This is a genomic window from Paenibacillus sp. J2TS4, assembly GCF_018403245.1.
In the GTDB taxonomy this organism is placed as follows: domain Bacteria; phylum Bacillota; class Bacilli; order Paenibacillales; family NBRC-103111; genus Paenibacillus_L.
The window spans coordinates 74,465-91,212 of record NZ_BOSH01000006.1; the positions used below are offsets into that span (position 1 = coordinate 74,465).

At 50.0% G+C, this 16,748-nt stretch carries 14 protein-coding genes; 8 read left to right on the plus strand and 6 right to left on the minus strand.

Annotated features, from left to right (window positions below; all coding sequences use genetic code 11):
- Positions 1-10: 10 nt before the first annotated feature.
- Positions 11-982: a Gfo/Idh/MocA family protein gene (locus KJS69_RS14420; protein WP_213584483.1), complete on the plus strand. Its 972-nt coding sequence runs from the start codon at positions 11-13 to the stop codon at positions 980-982.
- A 459-nt stretch (positions 983-1,441) separates the two neighbouring features.
- Complete coding sequence (locus tag KJS69_RS14425; RefSeq protein ID WP_213584484.1) at positions 1,442-2,524, plus strand: Gfo/Idh/MocA family protein; 1,083 nt, start codon at positions 1,442-1,444, stop codon at positions 2,522-2,524.
- Between the two features lie 130 nt (positions 2,525-2,654).
- Here KJS69_RS14425 and KJS69_RS14430 read toward each other — a convergent pair whose 3' ends face one another.
- Complete coding sequence (locus KJS69_RS14430) at positions 2,655-3,518, minus strand: AraC family transcriptional regulator (RefSeq protein WP_213584485.1); 864 nt, start codon at positions 3,516-3,518, stop codon at positions 2,655-2,657.
- Between the two features lie 114 nt (positions 3,519-3,632).
- Between KJS69_RS14430 and KJS69_RS14435 the strand changes: the two genes are divergently transcribed.
- Together KJS69_RS14435 and KJS69_RS14440 are read left to right on the plus strand one after the other, a co-directional pair.
- A complete protein-coding gene (locus KJS69_RS14435; RefSeq protein ID WP_213584486.1) occupies positions 3,633-4,709 on the plus strand; it encodes a Gfo/Idh/MocA family protein in 1,077 nt (358 codons plus the stop codon).
- Between the two features lie 99 nt (positions 4,710-4,808).
- Positions 4,809-5,654 (plus strand): sugar phosphate isomerase/epimerase family protein, encoded by an 846-nt coding sequence (locus KJS69_RS14440; protein WP_213584487.1) that lies wholly within the window; start codon positions 4,809-4,811, stop codon positions 5,652-5,654.
- Positions 5,655-5,707: 53 nt separating this feature from the next.
- Here KJS69_RS14440 and cydS read toward each other — a convergent pair whose 3' ends face one another.
- The 4 genes from cydS to KJS69_RS14455 all read right to left on the minus strand — a co-directional run bounded on the left by cydS (position 5,708) and on the right by KJS69_RS14455 (position 9,933).
- A complete protein-coding gene (gene cydS, locus KJS69_RS30280; RefSeq protein WP_374706640.1) occupies positions 5,708-5,812 on the minus strand; it encodes a cytochrome bd oxidase small subunit CydS family protein in 105 nt (34 codons plus the stop codon).
- Between the two features lie 5 nt (positions 5,813-5,817).
- The gene (locus KJS69_RS14445; RefSeq protein WP_213584488.1) at positions 5,818-6,843 is read right to left on the minus strand and encodes a cytochrome d ubiquinol oxidase subunit II; all 1,026 of its coding nucleotides are present in this window, start codon (positions 6,841-6,843) and stop codon (positions 5,818-5,820) included.
- Positions 6,840-8,186, minus strand: coding sequence for a cytochrome ubiquinol oxidase subunit I (locus tag KJS69_RS14450; protein ID WP_213584489.1), 1,347 nt, complete (start codon positions 8,184-8,186; stop codon positions 6,840-6,842). The genes KJS69_RS14445 and KJS69_RS14450 overlap by 4 nt, the downstream gene beginning before the upstream one ends.
- 361 nt (positions 8,187-8,547) lie before the next feature.
- Positions 8,548-9,933, minus strand: a complete 1,386-nt coding sequence (locus tag KJS69_RS14455) for a LysM peptidoglycan-binding domain-containing protein (RefSeq protein WP_213584490.1) — start codon at positions 9,931-9,933, stop codon at positions 8,548-8,550.
- A 424-nt stretch (positions 9,934-10,357) separates the two neighbouring features.
- On the opposite strand from KJS69_RS14455, the gene pstB reads away from it, so the two are divergent.
- Positions 10,358-11,119 carry a phosphate ABC transporter ATP-binding protein PstB gene (gene pstB / locus KJS69_RS14460; protein ID WP_213584491.1) on the plus strand — a complete coding sequence of 254 codons (762 nt, stop codon included), beginning with the start codon at positions 10,358-10,360 and terminating at the stop codon, positions 11,117-11,119.
- 30 nt (positions 11,120-11,149) lie between these two features.
- A complete protein-coding gene (phoU, locus tag KJS69_RS14465) occupies positions 11,150-11,809 on the plus strand; it encodes a phosphate signaling complex protein PhoU (protein WP_213584492.1) in 660 nt (219 codons plus the stop codon).
- 21 nt (positions 11,810-11,830) lie between these two features.
- Here phoU and KJS69_RS14470 read toward each other — a convergent pair whose 3' ends face one another.
- A complete protein-coding gene (locus tag KJS69_RS14470; RefSeq protein WP_213584493.1) occupies positions 11,831-12,577 on the minus strand; it encodes an HAD family hydrolase in 747 nt (248 codons plus the stop codon).
- Positions 12,578-12,716: 139 nt separating this feature from the next.
- On the opposite strand from KJS69_RS14470, the gene polA reads away from it, so the two are divergent.
- Both polA and mutM read left to right on the plus strand, forming a co-directional pair.
- The gene (gene polA, locus KJS69_RS14475) at positions 12,717-15,362 is read left to right on the plus strand and encodes a DNA polymerase I (protein ID WP_213584494.1); all 2,646 of its coding nucleotides are present in this window, start codon (positions 12,717-12,719) and stop codon (positions 15,360-15,362) included.
- A 189-nt stretch (positions 15,363-15,551) separates the two neighbouring features.
- Complete coding sequence (gene mutM / locus KJS69_RS14480; protein WP_213584495.1) at positions 15,552-16,421, plus strand: DNA-formamidopyrimidine glycosylase; 870 nt, start codon at positions 15,552-15,554, stop codon at positions 16,419-16,421.
- Positions 16,422-16,748: the final 327 nt, after the last annotated feature.

Genomic DNA, 16,748 nt, shown 5'->3' on the forward strand with positions numbered 1-16,748 from the left:
ACTGTGAACGATGCGTAAATTGCGATGGGGAGTATTGGGAACCGGCAGAATCATTTCGAAGGCGGGGCTCGCGATCCATAGGGCCGAGAACAGCGAATGGATTGGAATAGCCGGGCGAAGCGCCGACACTGGGCGAGAGGCAGCTGAGACATACGGGCTGGAGCGCCGCTATGACCATTATCAGGAGCTGGTGGACGATCCGGATATCGATGCTGTCTATATTTCACTTCTGAATCATTTACATAAGGAATGGGCGATTAAGGCCCTGAATGCCGGCAAGCATGTCTTGCTCGAAAAACCGTTTACGCTTAACCGGCAGGAAGCTATCGAGGTGGCAGAAGCCGCCAAAGCAAATGGTGTGCAAGTCATGGAAGCGCATTCCTGGCGTTATCAGGAAGGCTACCATAGGATAAAGGCCATTATCGATGAGGGAGCCATCGGCGATCTGGCCATTATGTGCAGCCACTTCTCCTTCATGGCCAGTGCCGACAGCACACGCTGGGTCCAGAAGTGGGGCGGCGGAGCGCTGTATGACATCGGCTGTTATCCTGTAGCGTGGAGCCGGTTTCTGATGGGCTCGGAGCCGGAAGCGGTCGAATGTCGGATGACGATGTCTTCGACGGGCGTGGATGCCCGATTTATCGGGACGCTGTATTATTCCGATGGAAGAGTGGCCCACTGCAGCGCCGCCTTTGATATGGCCAACGGCTCGGGCTTCGAGCTCTATGGCACTAGAGGAAGACTGTCGCTGACTACCGATACCAAGCCGGAAAGTGTGACTCTGTCTGCAGCTTATAACGGGCAGACTCAACAATGGGTCAACGATCGGGTTCAGCCCTATGTCTCTCAGGTGGAAGGATTTGCGGATGCCATCCTGCAGGGGCGTCCGGCGCCTTTCTCCGTGGAGGATGCGATCCAGCAAATGGCCATTATCGATGCGTTATTCCGGGCTGATCGCGAGCGGACCCGAATCTATCTGTAATTGTAAGCTATATACTCGGCACTAAAGATTTCAAAGCTCATGAAGTGGAGAAAGAAAGATGCTTCCAGGGCGAGTTTTGGCTTTGTATTCCTACCATCCGAAGGCCCATCCAGTAAATAAGGAGCTAGGTTTGGTTGGGGTCCCCGAAAAGTACCTGGAATCGCTTCGAAGCCTATCTTCACTTTTGGGGGAAGGAGTTATCGGTTGTTTCGGGGTCCCCGAAAAGTAATGTATAAACCTTTTTCGAAGCAAAGTCAGGGGGATCGACCGCGCTTAGAGGAGGGTTTAGACGCCGACCGTGTTACGGTGCGGACGGATTTCACTACGAAGCATATCCTCACTTTTTGGGGAAGGAGTATGATGTTTGAAGCTTCGGAGGCACTTTCCTTCGGAACGGAATGATCGCTTTCTTTAGTGCCACTTATATAAGTATAAATCATATCGAGAGGAGATAGGAAAATGTCAAAGAAGATTAAAGTCGCCATTATCGGCTGCGGAGGAATTGCAAACGGGAAGCACATGAAAGCTTTGTCTCAATTGGATACGGCGGAAATGACCGCTTTTTGCGACATCGTTCCGGAACGAGCCCACAAAGCCGCCAGGGAATACGGAGCAGAAGGCTCCAAGGTGTATGAAGATTACACCGAGCTTCTTCAGGATGGCTCCATTGACGTGGTCCATGTTTGTACCCCCAATGATTCTCATGCGGAAATAACGATCGCATCCCTGGAAGCCGGCAAGCATGTGATGTGTGAGAAGCCGATGGCCAAAACCGCTGCTGACGCCCGTCGAATGCTGGATGCGGCGAAGCGTACCGGGAAGAAGCTGACCATTGGCTACAACAACCGTTTCCGCTCGGATTCCTTGTATTTGCACGAAATGTGTGCAAATGGCGAGCTCGGCGAGATTTATTATGCCAAAGCTCATGCCCTTCGCCGGCGGGCGGTCCCGACCTGGGGAGTGTTTCTCGACGAGGAAAAACAGGGAGGCGGGCCGCTAATCGATATCGGTACGCATGCGCTGGATCTGACGCTCTGGATGATGAACAATTACGAGCCCAAGGTTGTGCTGGGAACTTCTTATCATAAGCTCTCCCAGCGGGAGAATGCGGCCAATGCCTGGGGACCGTGGGATCCGAAGAAATTTACCGTGGAGGATTCCGCCTTTGGAATGATCACTATGAAAAATGGGGCGACCATCGTACTCGAATCGAGCTGGGCGCTGAATACTCTTCAGGATGGCGAGGCGAGATGTACGCTTTGCGGCACCGAGGGCGGAGCCGATATGCAGGACGGCCTGCGCATTAACGGCGAGAAGAAGGGCAAATTATACACGACCCAAATCCAGCTGGGAGGCAAAGGAGTAGCGTTCTATGATGCGAACGAGGAGAATGATGCAGTGCGTGAGGCTCGAGCCTGGATCGATTGTATTCTGAACGATACCGAACCGGTGGTGACTCCGGAGCAAGCTCTGGTTGTATCGGAAATTCTCGAAGCGATTTACGAATCATCGCGGACGGGAGAAGCGATATCATTTAGCTGATCGTAGTGAAGACAACCCATAATTTTTACCTTTAAATGCTATAGAGTCGTTGGCGGAAGCTCGATCTGTCCGCAACAAACGGAGACACTATCTTGTTAGAGGATAGTGTCTCTCTTCTCTTAAACAGCGCTTATCTCTTTATTTTACGGTATTCCGTTGGAATGACGCCTTTCTTCTCCCGGAACATACGGTAGAAAGTTTTATAGGAGCCATAGCCGACCTCATGAGCAATTTCGATGACACTCAGATCGGTGGACGCGAGCAGCCCGCTGGCATGCCTTATTCGTAAATCATGGAGAAAATGAACGAAGGTTTGTCCGGTCGCTTGTTTAATAAGCTCGCTGATTCGCGACATGCTCATGGAGAAGGCTTCAGCGAGGTTGGACAGCATGAGCTCCTCCTGGTAATGGTTATGGATATAATGAATGATGGGCCAAACCGAGCTCTTGACTCCTGTCGATGAGACAGGCAGCTGAGAATCCCCGCGAGTTTCCTGGCGATATCGATCGAAACGAATCAGTATTTCCCACAGCTGCGCTTTCAGCATCGTTTCCCGCCAGCGGTGCCCTTCGGCATACTCCTGGTACATCTCTTCGAGCAGCTTCTTCATATACTCCCTATTCTGTTCCTGAAATTGGGTAAAAGGAGACTGCCGGTCCCAGTCATTCACCAAACCGCCAAGGGTCCCGTTAATGCCGGAGTCCATCAGGAGGTCGAGACTGAAACTGCAGTTATATAGCTTAAGGGTAGAGCCCGGCTGGGTAACAATCTCATGCACCTGGTAAGGAAGAATGAAAGTGAAGGTGCCGGGCGCCATTGGATGACAGACCCCGTTGATTATTTCTTCACCGAATCCTTCCACGACATAGGAAAATTCCAGAAAATCATGGCGATGTGCGGGATACCCATGCGGCAATTGATTGAGGCTTAGATGCAGCGGAAAGGCCGTATGCATATTGGGGTACGTTTTTAAGTACTTTGGAAAATGAGTCAAAGCGGGTTCCTCCGAAAAAATGAGACATCTTCCGAAACGGTTGGTATGCAATCGGTTTTATTTTATTTTATCATATCTAAAGGAAAGCATGATGATAATTTAGGGGGAATGACTATGTCTGCATCGGACAAAATCAGACTTGGAATGATAGGCGCCGGGAACATCGGAAATGTGCATTTGCAGCAATTTTCTCAATTGGGTGATCTATGTGAAATAACAGCAATAACGGACGTTTCTCAACCATTAGCGGCGTCTCGAGCCAAGGAGTATGGGATAGCTAATATAACCAGTACGGCCGAGGAGCTTATTCAAAGCCCGGATGTAGACGCTGTACTGATTGGCGTGCCGAATCAGTTTCACGCACCGCTCGCGGTTCAAGCGCTTTCCGCTCACAAGCATGTGCTGCTGGAGAAACCGATGGGCATGAATGCCGAGACGGCCCGGCAAATTCTTCTGGCCAGCCGTCAGACCGATCGTAAGCTGATGGTGGCGCATCAGATGCGTTGGGAATCGATTCCGATGCAAATCAAGGAACAGGTTGACCGTGGGGAGCTGGGGCGTATCTACACGGCGAAGACGGGCTTATATCGGCGCAAAGGCATTCCCGGCTGGGGGACATGGTTCACCAGAATGGATCAATCCGGCGGCGGGCCGTTGATCGATATCGGTGTGCACATGCTGGATCTCGCGTTGTATTTGATGGGCAATCCGAAGCCGGTTTCGGTTTACGGCTCTACCTATGCGGAATTCGGACCGAGGAAGAAAGGAATCGGCACTTGGGGCAAGCCTAATTGGGAAGGCATCTACGATGTGGAGGATTTGGCTACGGCAATAATCAAGATGGAGGACGGCAGCTCGCTGACGTTGGAGGTAAGCTGGGCCGTGCATATGGATACCGACAGCACTCCTTTCCTCCACCTTATGGGCACCGATGGGGGAGCGAGCTATAGGGGAAGCTCTGGCAAGCTGTTAACAGAGAAATTCAATCGTGCAACGGAAATGGATCTCCAGACGCTTGATGAAGATGAAGGCGCGCGCGGGCGGTTAAGCCGTCACTTCCTGGAATGTATTCGGGAAGGGAAGGAGCCCATTACCTCTGCACTCAGCGGGTATACGAACAATTTGGTGCTGGATGCGATTTATGAATCGTCACGAACCGGCAGTGAAGTCAAACTGAATTGGGACCTATAGATTGAATGTTCAAAAAGTCAATCTTTTGCTTGCTATCCTTCGTGATCAAAAGGGGACTTTTTATGAACAACATCTTTAAGCGACGGGAGGTAATCTGAGGTGATCTATGGACTAACTCGGGCAGGAATCGGAGACGCCGGGAGCGATGAACAGTTTATTGAAGCCGCCGCAGAATATGGGTTTCGTGCGATAGATGGAGATCCTGCAGAATTTGTGGCGCGGTTGGGTGCGGAAGGAGCGAATGCTTGGCTGGCCAAACATAATATGGCCTGGTCTTCTTGTGGCTTGCCCGTGGATTGGCGAACAACGGATGAAGCGTTTCGCGACGGGCTGACCAGGCTGCTGGAGGTGGCCAAGGCGGCTGCGGCCATTGGCTGTACAAGCTGCTGCACGTACATCCTGCCTGCGACCGATGCCCTTCCGGCCCCCTTCATGGCGCAGGCGATCAAGCGTCTCCGGCTATGTGCGCAAATGCTCGGTGCCTACGGCATTCGCCTGGGGCTCGAGTATGTCGGTCCGCATCATCTAAGAACACAGTGGACTCACCCGTTCCTATGGACGCAGGAGGCCGTGCTTGATGTCATAGATGCGATCGGAGAGCCGAATGTCGGCTTGCTGCTGGACTCTTACCACTGGTATACGACCGGCTTGCAGAAAGAGGACATAACTAGGCTGCGGCCAGAGCAAATCGTTCACGTGCATATTAACGACGCACCGCCTGGGCCTGTGGAGAAGGTGCTGGATAACGATCGTGTGTATCCGGGAGAAGGCGTGATTGATTTGCCGGCATTTTTGCAGGCGTTGGAGCAAGCGGGGTATCAGGGAGCAGTGACCCAGGAGGTACTGACGAAGGAACCTCCGAAGCAGACCGTGCAGGAACTTCTCACGCGTTCTAAAGCGGGGATCGACAAGGTGCTTGCCGCGGCCGGATTATCGCATCGGTAATGGCAAGTATGAAGCAGCGGGTCAGAATCTCTGCCCCGCTGCTTTTTCCATCACTATTTCTTGGGATTCAGGAATGGCCCCCAGATGAACAAAGCCGCAATAGACAGAACGATCACTAGCGGGGGCGCGATCATCATTAGAAAAAAGTCAAGATCCATCTCTATCACCCTTTCCTCGATGGTTTGCCTTGCACATATTTGCTGTCAAACAGGAACAGTCGCATGATCAGGAACAAAGACGGAATGAGCAGAAGCAGTCCCGCGACGAAGGCAATGATTAGCGCAAGGGCCATCGTATCGTTCGTAAAGCCGTCGTAAATCGTCACATACGGGTATAGCAAGTAAGGCAAATGCGCCGCTCCATACCCGAAGAAAGCAAAGGCGTACTGCAGCATGACGAAGATAAAGGCGGTTCCGTAACGGCGTCCCTTCCACAGATTATAGAAAGCGACCAGGAAGCAGAGGAAGGACAGGACGAACATCCAGGACAGCTCGACCATTTTCTCAAAATGGATCGGATTGTGATGATTGATAAAGAAGAATACGAACAGGCTCGCAATAATAGTCGGCATGCTCCAGGCGATCGCGTATTTGCGCAAAATTTCGAGAGCGGCCGCGTCCTTCGCCTTGGACGCGTAATAAGTCAGGAAAGCAGCCGAAATGTAAAGCACGCTGACAATGGCCAACATAACGACAGCCCATGAATAGGGACTGAGGAAGAACTGCTCATACAAAAAGGTGACCTTCCCGTCGACCACCGTAATATAGCCGCCTTCCGAAATGGTCAGTACCGTAGACAGAGCGGCCGGGATGAGCAAGCCGGTAGCTCCATAGAGAAAAGCATAAACCCGGCTGTTCTTGGCCCCGTAAGTCCCAAAAGCATAATAAGAACCTCTGATGGCCAGCAAAATAATGGCGATGCTCCCCGGAAGCAGCAAGGCGGTCCCAAAATAATAGGCGGTATCCGGGAAGAACCCGATAATGCCGACGAAGAAAAAGACCAGAAAAACGTTAGTCACTTCCCACACCGGGGACAAATAGCGTTCAATGACTCCTTGGATCACGTGCCTTTTGCCTGTAATCATACTGGAATAGCTGAAGAAGCCAGCTCCGAAATCGATGGACGCTACAATCAGATATCCGTATAAGAAGATCCAGAGGACTGTGATTCCCAGCACTTCATAGCTCATAGAGGATTCCCTCCTTCCGCTGCGAGTTCCTCCAGTTCTTTTTCCGCCGGATGGTTGCGGAACAGCTTGCTCAGCACTTTAATGCAGGTTACGGCCAGAACGATATAGAGCAGGCTGAACAAAATAAGCATGGAGCCTACGTGCTCGGAGGTAGTCGCTCCTTCCACCGTCTTCATATACCCCCGCAATATCCAGGGTTGTCGGCCCACCTCCGCAAAAATCCAGCCGAATTCGATCGCCAGCATCGCGAGCGGTCCGCTGGCCACAATGAGCCGCAGCATGGAACGGCGATACGGATTCCACGATTTTTTGTATTGCAGGATGATATATATTACAGATATGAGAGCTAAGGTCATGCCGATAATGGCCATTCCATCGAATAAATAGTGAATATAGAGCGGCGGTATCTCGTCAGCAGGAAAGTCGTTCAGCCCAATCACTTCGGAATTGGGTTTGCCATGAGCGAGTATACTGAGCGCATAAGGGATTTCAATCGCATATTTAACTTGGTTGTCTTCTGTCAGAATTCCTCCCAGCACGAGCGGGGCTTTTTCCACCGTTTCAAAATGCCATTCGGCGGCGGCCAGCTTTTCCGGCTGATACTTGGCAAGAAATTTACCGGAGAAATCACCGATAAGAGCGGTCGATATAGAAAAAATCAAGGCAGCAGTCATTGTTAAATTCAATGCTTTTTTATAATAGATATGGTCCCTTTTCTTAAGCAGGGAAAAGGCGGCAATAGCAGCGAGAATGAAGGCGCTGGTCATGTAGGCTGAAGAGAGAACGTGAGACACCTTCGTCGGCGTGGCTGGATTGAACATGGCCGCCAACGGCTGGATGTCGACAATTTTATTCCCCTCTAGCGTAAAGCCTTGCGGTGTATTCATGAACGAGTTGACGGTAGTAATGAAGAAAGCAGAAGCGGACGCACCGATGACGACAGGGATGACGAGTAAAAAATGGGTAAAGCGGCCTTTAAACCGATCCCATGTATACAAATAGATTCCGAGGAAAATGGCTTCAAAAAAGAAGGCGAAGGTCTCCATAAAAAGCGGCAGGGAAATAGCTTGGCCCGCTACTTGCATAAAGCTCGGCCAGAGCAGGCTTAATTGCAAGCCAATCGCAGTCCCGGTGACAACACCAATGGCGACGGTGATGACAAAGCCGCGGGCCCAGCGTCTGGCCAGCAAAATGTAGTGCGGGTCCTTGCGGCGGATGCCTGTCCACTCGGCCAAGGCGATCATAAGCGGCACTCCAACGCCAACCGTGGCAAAAATAATATGAAAGCCGAGCGTCAAGCCCGTCAAAATTCTACTATACAGAGCAGGATCGTTAGCAAACAAGGGTCCCATCTCCTTTCGACCGTTAGGGTCAAATCAGTCTGCGTACTAAAGCCAGCAGCATAATAAAAGCTGTAACGACACAAAGAATAATTAGCTTTTTCTCCTGTTTTTTGTAGCTGCTCATCTTCTCGCTTCCTTTCGTTAAACAGAAAATTAATCCTCTTAACTCTATATTAATCAGAAAAGTGTGATCTTTTTCACATAATTTGTGAGGAGTTAATGTCAACTTGTTTACAATCTGATGAAGTTCAGGAAATGCCGATGTTTGCTTACCATTCTTTTCATATAAAAAAAGAAGCCGAGGATAATTCCCCGGCTCCTTCGCTTGTATGATGAGCTAAGAGATAGCCATTCATGCAAGCTAGGAACGATGCTTTTCAGTGCTGAACAGAGTTGGTGAAGTCGACCTGTAAGGAGAGGATTTTTCGGCTGCTTCAGCCTTAGTTCCGAAAGGCATCACATTAGGCTGAGCGAACGATTCGGCCTTAGTCCCGAAGGGCATCACATTAGGCTGGCTGAATGTCTCCGGCATCGTTCCGTGTGGCATCATGTTAGGTTCATTAGCCGCCATAGCGGCAAACGGCATCATGTTCGGATGGTGGGCCGCGTACGGCATGATGTTAGGTTGGTTCGCCGCCATAGTAGAGTACGGCATGATGTTGGGCTCATGAGCCGCCATCGTAGCATAAGGCATCATGTTAGGTTCATGAGCTGCCATGGTAGAGTACGGCATGACGTTCGGCTCATGAGCTGCCATAGTAGAGTACGGCATGACGTTCGGCTCATGAGCTGCCATGGTAGAGTACGGCATGACGTTCGGCTCGTTGGCCGCCATCGTAGCATAAGGCATCACGTTGGGTTCATGAGCCGCCATCGTAGCATAAGGCATCACATTAGGCTCATGAGCCGCCATAGTAGAGTACGGCATGATGTTGGGCTCATGAGCGGCCATCGTGGCATAAGGCATCACATTAGGCTCATGAGCCGCCATAGTAGAGTACGGCATGATGTAAGGCTCATGAGCGGCCATAGTAGCATGCGGCATGATGTTCGGTTCGTTAGCTGCTGCCATCGTAGCATGCGGCATGATATTAGGCTGATTGGCTGCGTATGGCATGATGTTCGGCAGACTAGCCGCCTTACTAGTCGCCTTACTAGTCGCTTGCGGCGTTATGTTGGGCAGATTGGCTTCTCCCATGGCCCCATAAGGCATGGCATGGGGATGGAAAGCGGTATGTGCGCCGAAGGGCATCCCGTATGGATGATAAGCCAATCCATGAATACCTGGAACGCTCATTGGTTGGGCTTTGCCGCTTGTTTGTGCTGGGCCAAGATTTGGCTGGGCCTGATAAGACATAACGTGTGTGGGCATTTTTTGCATGGCTGTGTGAGGAGCCTCCTGTTCCTTGTATAAAGTTTGTGTGTGCATGTTATGCAGCTTTGGAATTCCAACCCTTTGACCAGCACTCAAGCCTTTCGCACTCTGAATGTGCGGATTCATGGCTGAGATAATGGAAGCAGGAACGTTATACGTTTCCGCCAATCGGTCCAAGGTATCCCCATCGCTACATGTATGATGAGTATAAAAGAATTCATTTCTTTCATCATCTTCCCTAAAGAACGGAAAAAAGAATGGAGTAAGGAAGAAGAACGGAAAAAAGCGGCGTGGAAAGAAAAAAGGGCTGAAAAACGGAAAAAATTGTCGCTGCTCAAAACCTGCTGCCGGTAACTCCAGTGATGAACTCATAATCGATCCTCCCATATCATTTCTTAATTTCTTTACATATTGACCATCATATGATTCAGCCCATGGTCTGGTTCAAATGCCTATCGATTTGGGCTTGGTCCAATTTTAGCCTAGGGCTGGATAGGGGCATTTTGATCAAGTTGGACAATTACAGGATGACCCAAGCATTCATCGCCCACATTTTACAATGCGTTAACAAAGGCATGAATTTCTAATAACATACGTTCCGTATAATCAAGTTACTTGAATAAAATGAGTCTTTCTTTATCCACTTCATGGAGTAATAATTTTATGCCGACAGCATTGTCGTTATCTCGGAAGTGCTTTGCAGACGATGCTTTTGCCTGTATCGTATTTGAAGCAAAAGGAATCATGGCCAGTTGAAACACAGGACAAGAAAGGCTGTCAGGGGGGAAAATAACCGGTGAATAACGTAGAGAAAATAAGGGTGGAGCGATTAAATTTGCATTACGGTACTCATCAGGCTCTGTATGATATCGAAATGAATATTCCAGAAAACTCGATCTGTGCGCTGATCGGCCCTTCTGGCTGCGGTAAATCGACTTTTCTGCGAACACTGAACCGGATGAATGATTTAATCGAGGGAGTCAAAATAAACGGCGAGGTTAAGGTCGATGGTCACAATATTTATACGTCGGATACCGATGTCGTTTCATTGCGCAAAAGAGTGGGCATGGTTTTCCAGCGGCCGAATCCTTTTCCAATGAGCATATTTGACAATGTGGCTTACGGACCGAGAATCCACGGCACGAAGAAAAAAGCGGCCCTTCAGGAAATTGTGGAACGCAGTCTGAGACAGGCCGCCTTATGGGACGAAGTGAAGGACCGGCTTAACAAATCCGCTTTAGGCTTGTCCGGAGGGCAACAGCAGCGTCTATGCATCGCTCGCCTGCTTGCGGTAGAGCCGGATGTGCTGTTGATGGATGAACCGACCTCTGCGCTCGATCCAATCTCCACGTTAAAGGTAGAGGAATTGACGCAAAATTTGAAGGAGCGTTATACGATCATTATTGTGACCCATAACATGCAGCAAGCTGCCCGCATTTCCGACTTTACCTCGTTCTTTTTGAACGGCTATTTAGTGGAGACCGATAAGACAGACAAAATATTCACGGCGCCGGGTGATCAACGGACCGAGGATTACATCACCGGCCGTTTCGGATAAGAACAGGCAGGAAAATAGGAGGGAGAAAAAGTGGATACTCGACTGAATTACCGGCAATCTTTGGAGGAATTGCAGCGATATTTAATGAAGATGGGGACGGAAGTAGAACGGCAAATGCAACAGGCGGTGCATTCCTTGACTCATCTGGACGAACAAAGCGCCAAAGAAACCGTCAGCCGCGATGATATGATTGACGAGATGATGATGAGGATTGAAGAACGGTGCCTGCGCCTTATCGCCTTGCAGCAGCCTCTGGCTACCGACTTGAGAATCATTGGCATGACTCTGAAAATCGCCATCGATTTGGAACGCATCGCCGACCATGCGGTGGACATCGCCAAGGTAACGATTCGGCTCTCTGGAGAGAAGCTGGTCAAGCCGCTCATTGATATACCGCGCATGGCTGAGGCGGCTATGGAGATGGTGAAGGAAAGCTTGCTCGCTTTTACGGAAAGGGACATTCAGCGTGCAGCGGCACTAGCTGAACAAGATGATGTAGTCGACAATATCTATAGCGCGATGCTGCAGGAAATAACCGAATGGTTAGGCAAGGATTCGGCCTCCAATCGACAGTTGATTCATCTGATGATGGTCGCTAATTATTTGGAGCGGGTGGCAGATCATGCTACAAACATCGGAGAAGGCGTCATTTATTTAGTTACGGGCAAGCGTAAGGATCTTAATCTGTAGATCCTCGTCATCGCCCCGGTGCTACAATAACTCCTGCAGCTGTTCCAGCTTGCGTATGACAGCCACTTTACGGCTCCCTATCTTTTTGAGGGAGCTTTTTTCCGTATGTCCCCTGTGCAGCCAGATAGCATCCATGCCGACTCGAACCGCTCCGAGAACATCGTTGTTCCAGGAGTTCCCGACCATAACCGCTTGTTTAGGAGTTACATTCATCTCCTGCAGCGCATGCAAAAAAATAGCAGAATGAGGCTTACGCTTGTCTCTGTGAGCCGAAGTAAATAGATGGTTCAATGGGATAAACCGGTCGAGCCGCATGGAGACCAGATTCCGTTCATGTTTTTCCTGCCTGCCATTGCTTATAATGGCCAGCCGATAATGGGCCGATAACGATTCCAGCGTCGCGGATACACCGGGATAGGGCTTGGGCGATCGCTGCCCTTTTTCTTCGATTTGCTGAAGCAATGATTTAATGAAGGATGGATGTTGGGGGAGAGGGAGCGGTTTCAATGCGCCCGCCAAACATTGCTGCTTTATTTCGAGCCGGGATTGGGAGGTTCTTTTTTTGGATCTGGCTTTTGAGCTGTATTCGCTGTAATAGTTGGCTAGAATTTGCTCCGCCATCCCGTTATCCTGCAGGCTCCAACGATCTGTATACTCTCGGATGACCTCGATAAAGCTTTCGTTAAACGTTGCCGCAGGGTCCAGCAACGTTTGGTTCATGTCGAAAAAAAGTACTTTTTTCTTCTCCGGAGTAAATAAACGTTTCAAAATCCGTCACCTCATGGTTCAAAATAAATAGCTTTAATTAATTAATCTGTATGCGCGTTCTAACTAATTTATCCTGCTGCTTTCGTGCCCTGTCTGTCGTATGCTATGATTAAACTAGAATGAAAAATGGGGTGTGTGCATGAGTAAATTAATTTTGATCGACGGCAACAGTATTGCCAACCGAGCTTTTTATGCTTTGCCCTTGTTAAGCAACTCCAGTGGACTGCACACCAATGCCGTTTACGGCTTTACGACGATGCTGCTCAAGCTGATAGAAGAACAGAAGCCGACGCATTTTATGGTCGCGTTTGACGCCGGTAAAATCACGTTTCGGCATAAAGATTATAAAGAATATAAAGGCGGGAGGGCGAAGACACCGCCGGAGCTGTCCGAGCAATTTCCCCTGCTCAAGGATTTGCTGCAGGCTTTTGGCATTTCCCAGTTTGAACTGGAAGGCTACGAAGCGGACGATATTATCGGAACGCTGACTCGTCTGGCGGACGACCAGGGGATCGAGGTGCTCGTAGTAACCGGGGACAAGGACATGCTGCAGTTGGCTTCGTCCCAGGTGACGATTGCCCTGACCCGCAAAGGAATCAGCGAGGTCGAGCTGTACGATCCCGGCGCGATTGAGGAAAAGTACGGTCTTCAGCCTTTGCAAATTATCGATTTGAAAGGGCTGATGGGCGATTCCTCGGATAATATCCCGGGCATCCCGGGAGTAGGAGAGAAGACGGCGCTTAAGCTGCTTCATCAATATGGAAGCGTAGAGCAAGTGCTGGAGCATTCCGATGAGCTGAAGGGGAAGATGAAAGAAAAGGTACAGGCTCACTCCGAAGATGCCCGTATGAGCAAGGAGCTGGCTACCATATATCGCGAGGTGCCGATGGAGCTGACGCTGGATGAAATGGTATTCAACGGAAGCGAAGGGCAAGCCTTGGCGGCCATGTTTCAGAAGCTTGAATTCAAGTCTTTGCTCGATAAGATGGATTTCGCTTCATCCGACGTGGAGGAAGAGGCTGCTGCGGAGCTTGATTGCATTTTGCTGGACGAGCATTCGGCGGCAGAGTGGACCGGCAAGCTTCAGAAGGTGACGGCCATCTATGTTGAAGTGATCGGGGATAATCCTCACCATTCCGATGTAGTCGGGATATCCTTCTACGACGGAGAAGCTTCTTACTATGCTCCGCTGGAGGTTCTCCAGTCGAAGGAAGGGACGGCGATCCGCGAATGGCTGGCCGATCCCGCCAAGCAGGTGGCCTCCTATGATGTTCATCGGGCAGACGTAGCCCTGTCCTGGCAAGGGATAGAGCTTAAAGGCTGCTCCTTCGACGTGCAGCTTGCCTCTTACTTGCTGGACCCGACTGAAGCCAGTCATTCGCTTGCCGCCATCGCTTCCAAATTTTCGATTCGGGGATTGAAGGAAGATGAAATCGTCTACGGCAAAGGGGCCAAATTCAAGCTGCCGGATATCCAGACGTTAAAGGATCATATGGGCCGTAAAGCGGAAGGAATTGCGAAGCTGACGCCAATACTCGAGCAGGAGCTCGAGAAAGGCGAGATGACGGATCTGTTTCATGGATTGGAGATGCCGTTATCTTCTGTTCTGGGAGGGATGGAGAAGCAGGGAATTCTCGTTCATTCGGAAGAGCTCAGGACGCTTGGAGGCGAACTGAACGAGCGCATTCAAGATTTAGTTGCGACTATTTATGACTTGGCCGGGGGAGAATTTAACATTAATTCTCCTAAACAGCTGGGCGAGGTTTTGTTCGACAAGCTCCAACTGCCTGTCATCAAAAAAACAAAGACCGGGTATTCCACCGATGCGGAAGTGCTGGAGAAGCTCGCTTCCCGCCATGAAATCGTTCAGCATCTGCTGACCTATCGCCAGCTAGCCAAGCTTCAATCGACTTATATTGAAGGCCTGCTCAAAGAAGTGAACGAGCAAACGGGTAAAATTCACACTTACTATAAACAAACGATCGCGGCAACCGGCAGGCTCAGCAGCCAATACCCCAACCTGCAGAACATTCCGATCCGCTTGGAGGAAGGACGTAAAATTCGTAAAGTGTTCGTGCCTTCCGAACCCGGGTGGAAGATTCTCGCAGCGGATTATTCGCAGATCGAGCTGCGTGTCCTTGCCCATATTTCTCAAGATGAGAAGCTGATGGAAGCTTTCCATCACAATATGGACATCCATACCAAAACGGCGATGGATGTGTTCGGGGTGGCAGAGTCGGACGTCGATTCCAATATGCGCCGTTCAGCCAAGGCGGTCAACTTCGGAATTGTTTATGGAATCAGCGACTATGGTTTATCGCAGAATCTGGATATCACCCGCGCCGAGGCGGCCAAATTTATAGAGCAGTACTTCTCTGTCTTTCAGGGAGTTCGAGGATATATGGAAGAAATCGTGCAGAAGGCTCGCAAGGACGGGTATGTAACGACGCTGCTGCAACGCCGCCGTTATTTACCGGAAATTAATGCATCCAATTATAATCTCCGATCATTTGCCGAGCGGACGGCTATGAATACACCGATCCAGGGAACGGCAGCAGACATTATCAAGCTGGCCATGGTTCAACTGGCTGAGAGGATAAAGGAAGAGAAGCTGGAGAGCCGGATGCTCCTTCAGGTTCATGACGAATTGGTATTCGAGGTGCCGGAGGCTGAACTGGAAATGATGGAACGCCTTGTACCTGAAACTATGGAGCAAGCACTCAAGCTGGATGTTCCGCTTAGAGCTGATGTCAGTATAGGAGATAATTGGTACGAAGCGAAGTGAAGTCCGATTGGCATTCGGAACGGGGTTCCTGTATGCTAGTCATGTTAACTAGAATTATTGTCATATTTGTAAAATCAGCATTTTAAAGATTGATCTACCACATAACGGCGGTGACAACATAGTTTGGCCATTTTGAATGGGGTACCATCTTTTAATGCGTCAATATATGACGGCAAGAGGTGAAGGATAATGCCGGAGCTTCCTGAGGTTGAAACGGTAGTTCGAACGTTAAATCAATTGGTTAAAGGTAAACATATAAGTGATGTTAGCGTCCACCTGGGGCGCATTATCCAGCGTCCATCCGATCCGGAGGAATTCTGCGCGATCCTGAGGGGAAGATCGATTATTGCGATTGAGCGCAGGGGGAAATTTCTCCGATTCCTGCTGGATGGACTTGTGCTGGTGTCTCATCTGCGGATGGAGGGACGTTATGGCTTATATGCTTCAGAGGATCCTGTAGAGAAGCATACCCATGTTGTCTTCCATTTTGATGATGGAACCGAGCTTCGCTACAAGGATGTACGCCAATTCGGAACTATGCATTTGTTCTCTCCCGGAGATGAATTTATTCTGCCCCCTCTGCATAAGCTTGGATTAGAGCCGCTGGCCCCAGAGTTTACCCTCGAGGCTCTCCGCAAGGAGATGGCCCATCGATCGACTAAAATCAAACCTTTGCTCCTTAACCAGGAGCGGATTGCGGGAATTGGTAATATTTATGCGGATGAGGCTCTGTTTAGGGCAGGCATTCATCCGGAACGGACGGCGGATTCCCTAACCCGTCCAGAGTGGCTTCGGCTTCATGAAGCGATTATTCGAACGCTGCAAGAAGCGGTTGACGCGGGCGGCTCATCGATTAAATCGTATGTTAACGGTCAAGGGGAGATGGGTCTTTTTCAGCAGCAGCTGAATGTGTACGGCCGCAAGGAGCAGGGCTGCAATGAGTGTGGACATGCTATTGTCAAGACCGTACTGGGCGGCCGGGGCACTCACTATTGCCCGAACTGTCAGCCGCCTAAGAAGCGTCGAAGAGCCGGCAAGGCCAAGGCAAGCAATCAGTAAAGCTGTTTTTAGCAGGAATCGCGAGAGGGAGATTAACATGAAGAAGGCGTCCTTATCTCTAACTAAGTTTTAATAGATCATCATGGAGTGGAGAAAGAAAGATGCTTCCAGGGCGAGTTATCTTCCTTCGGAACGGAATGATCCCTTTCTTTAGTGCCACATATATAGATAGCAGAACAGAATGAAGGATCAATAGCGGTTAATCGCCTCATCGGCAATGATCGGTCAGCGCCGTATCCCGATTATGCACGCGACAGTGCCTTCCCCCATATGATGGGATTGACTCGCCTTCCGGAGCTCTTATATAAGAAGCAGCGGCAGGCAGAG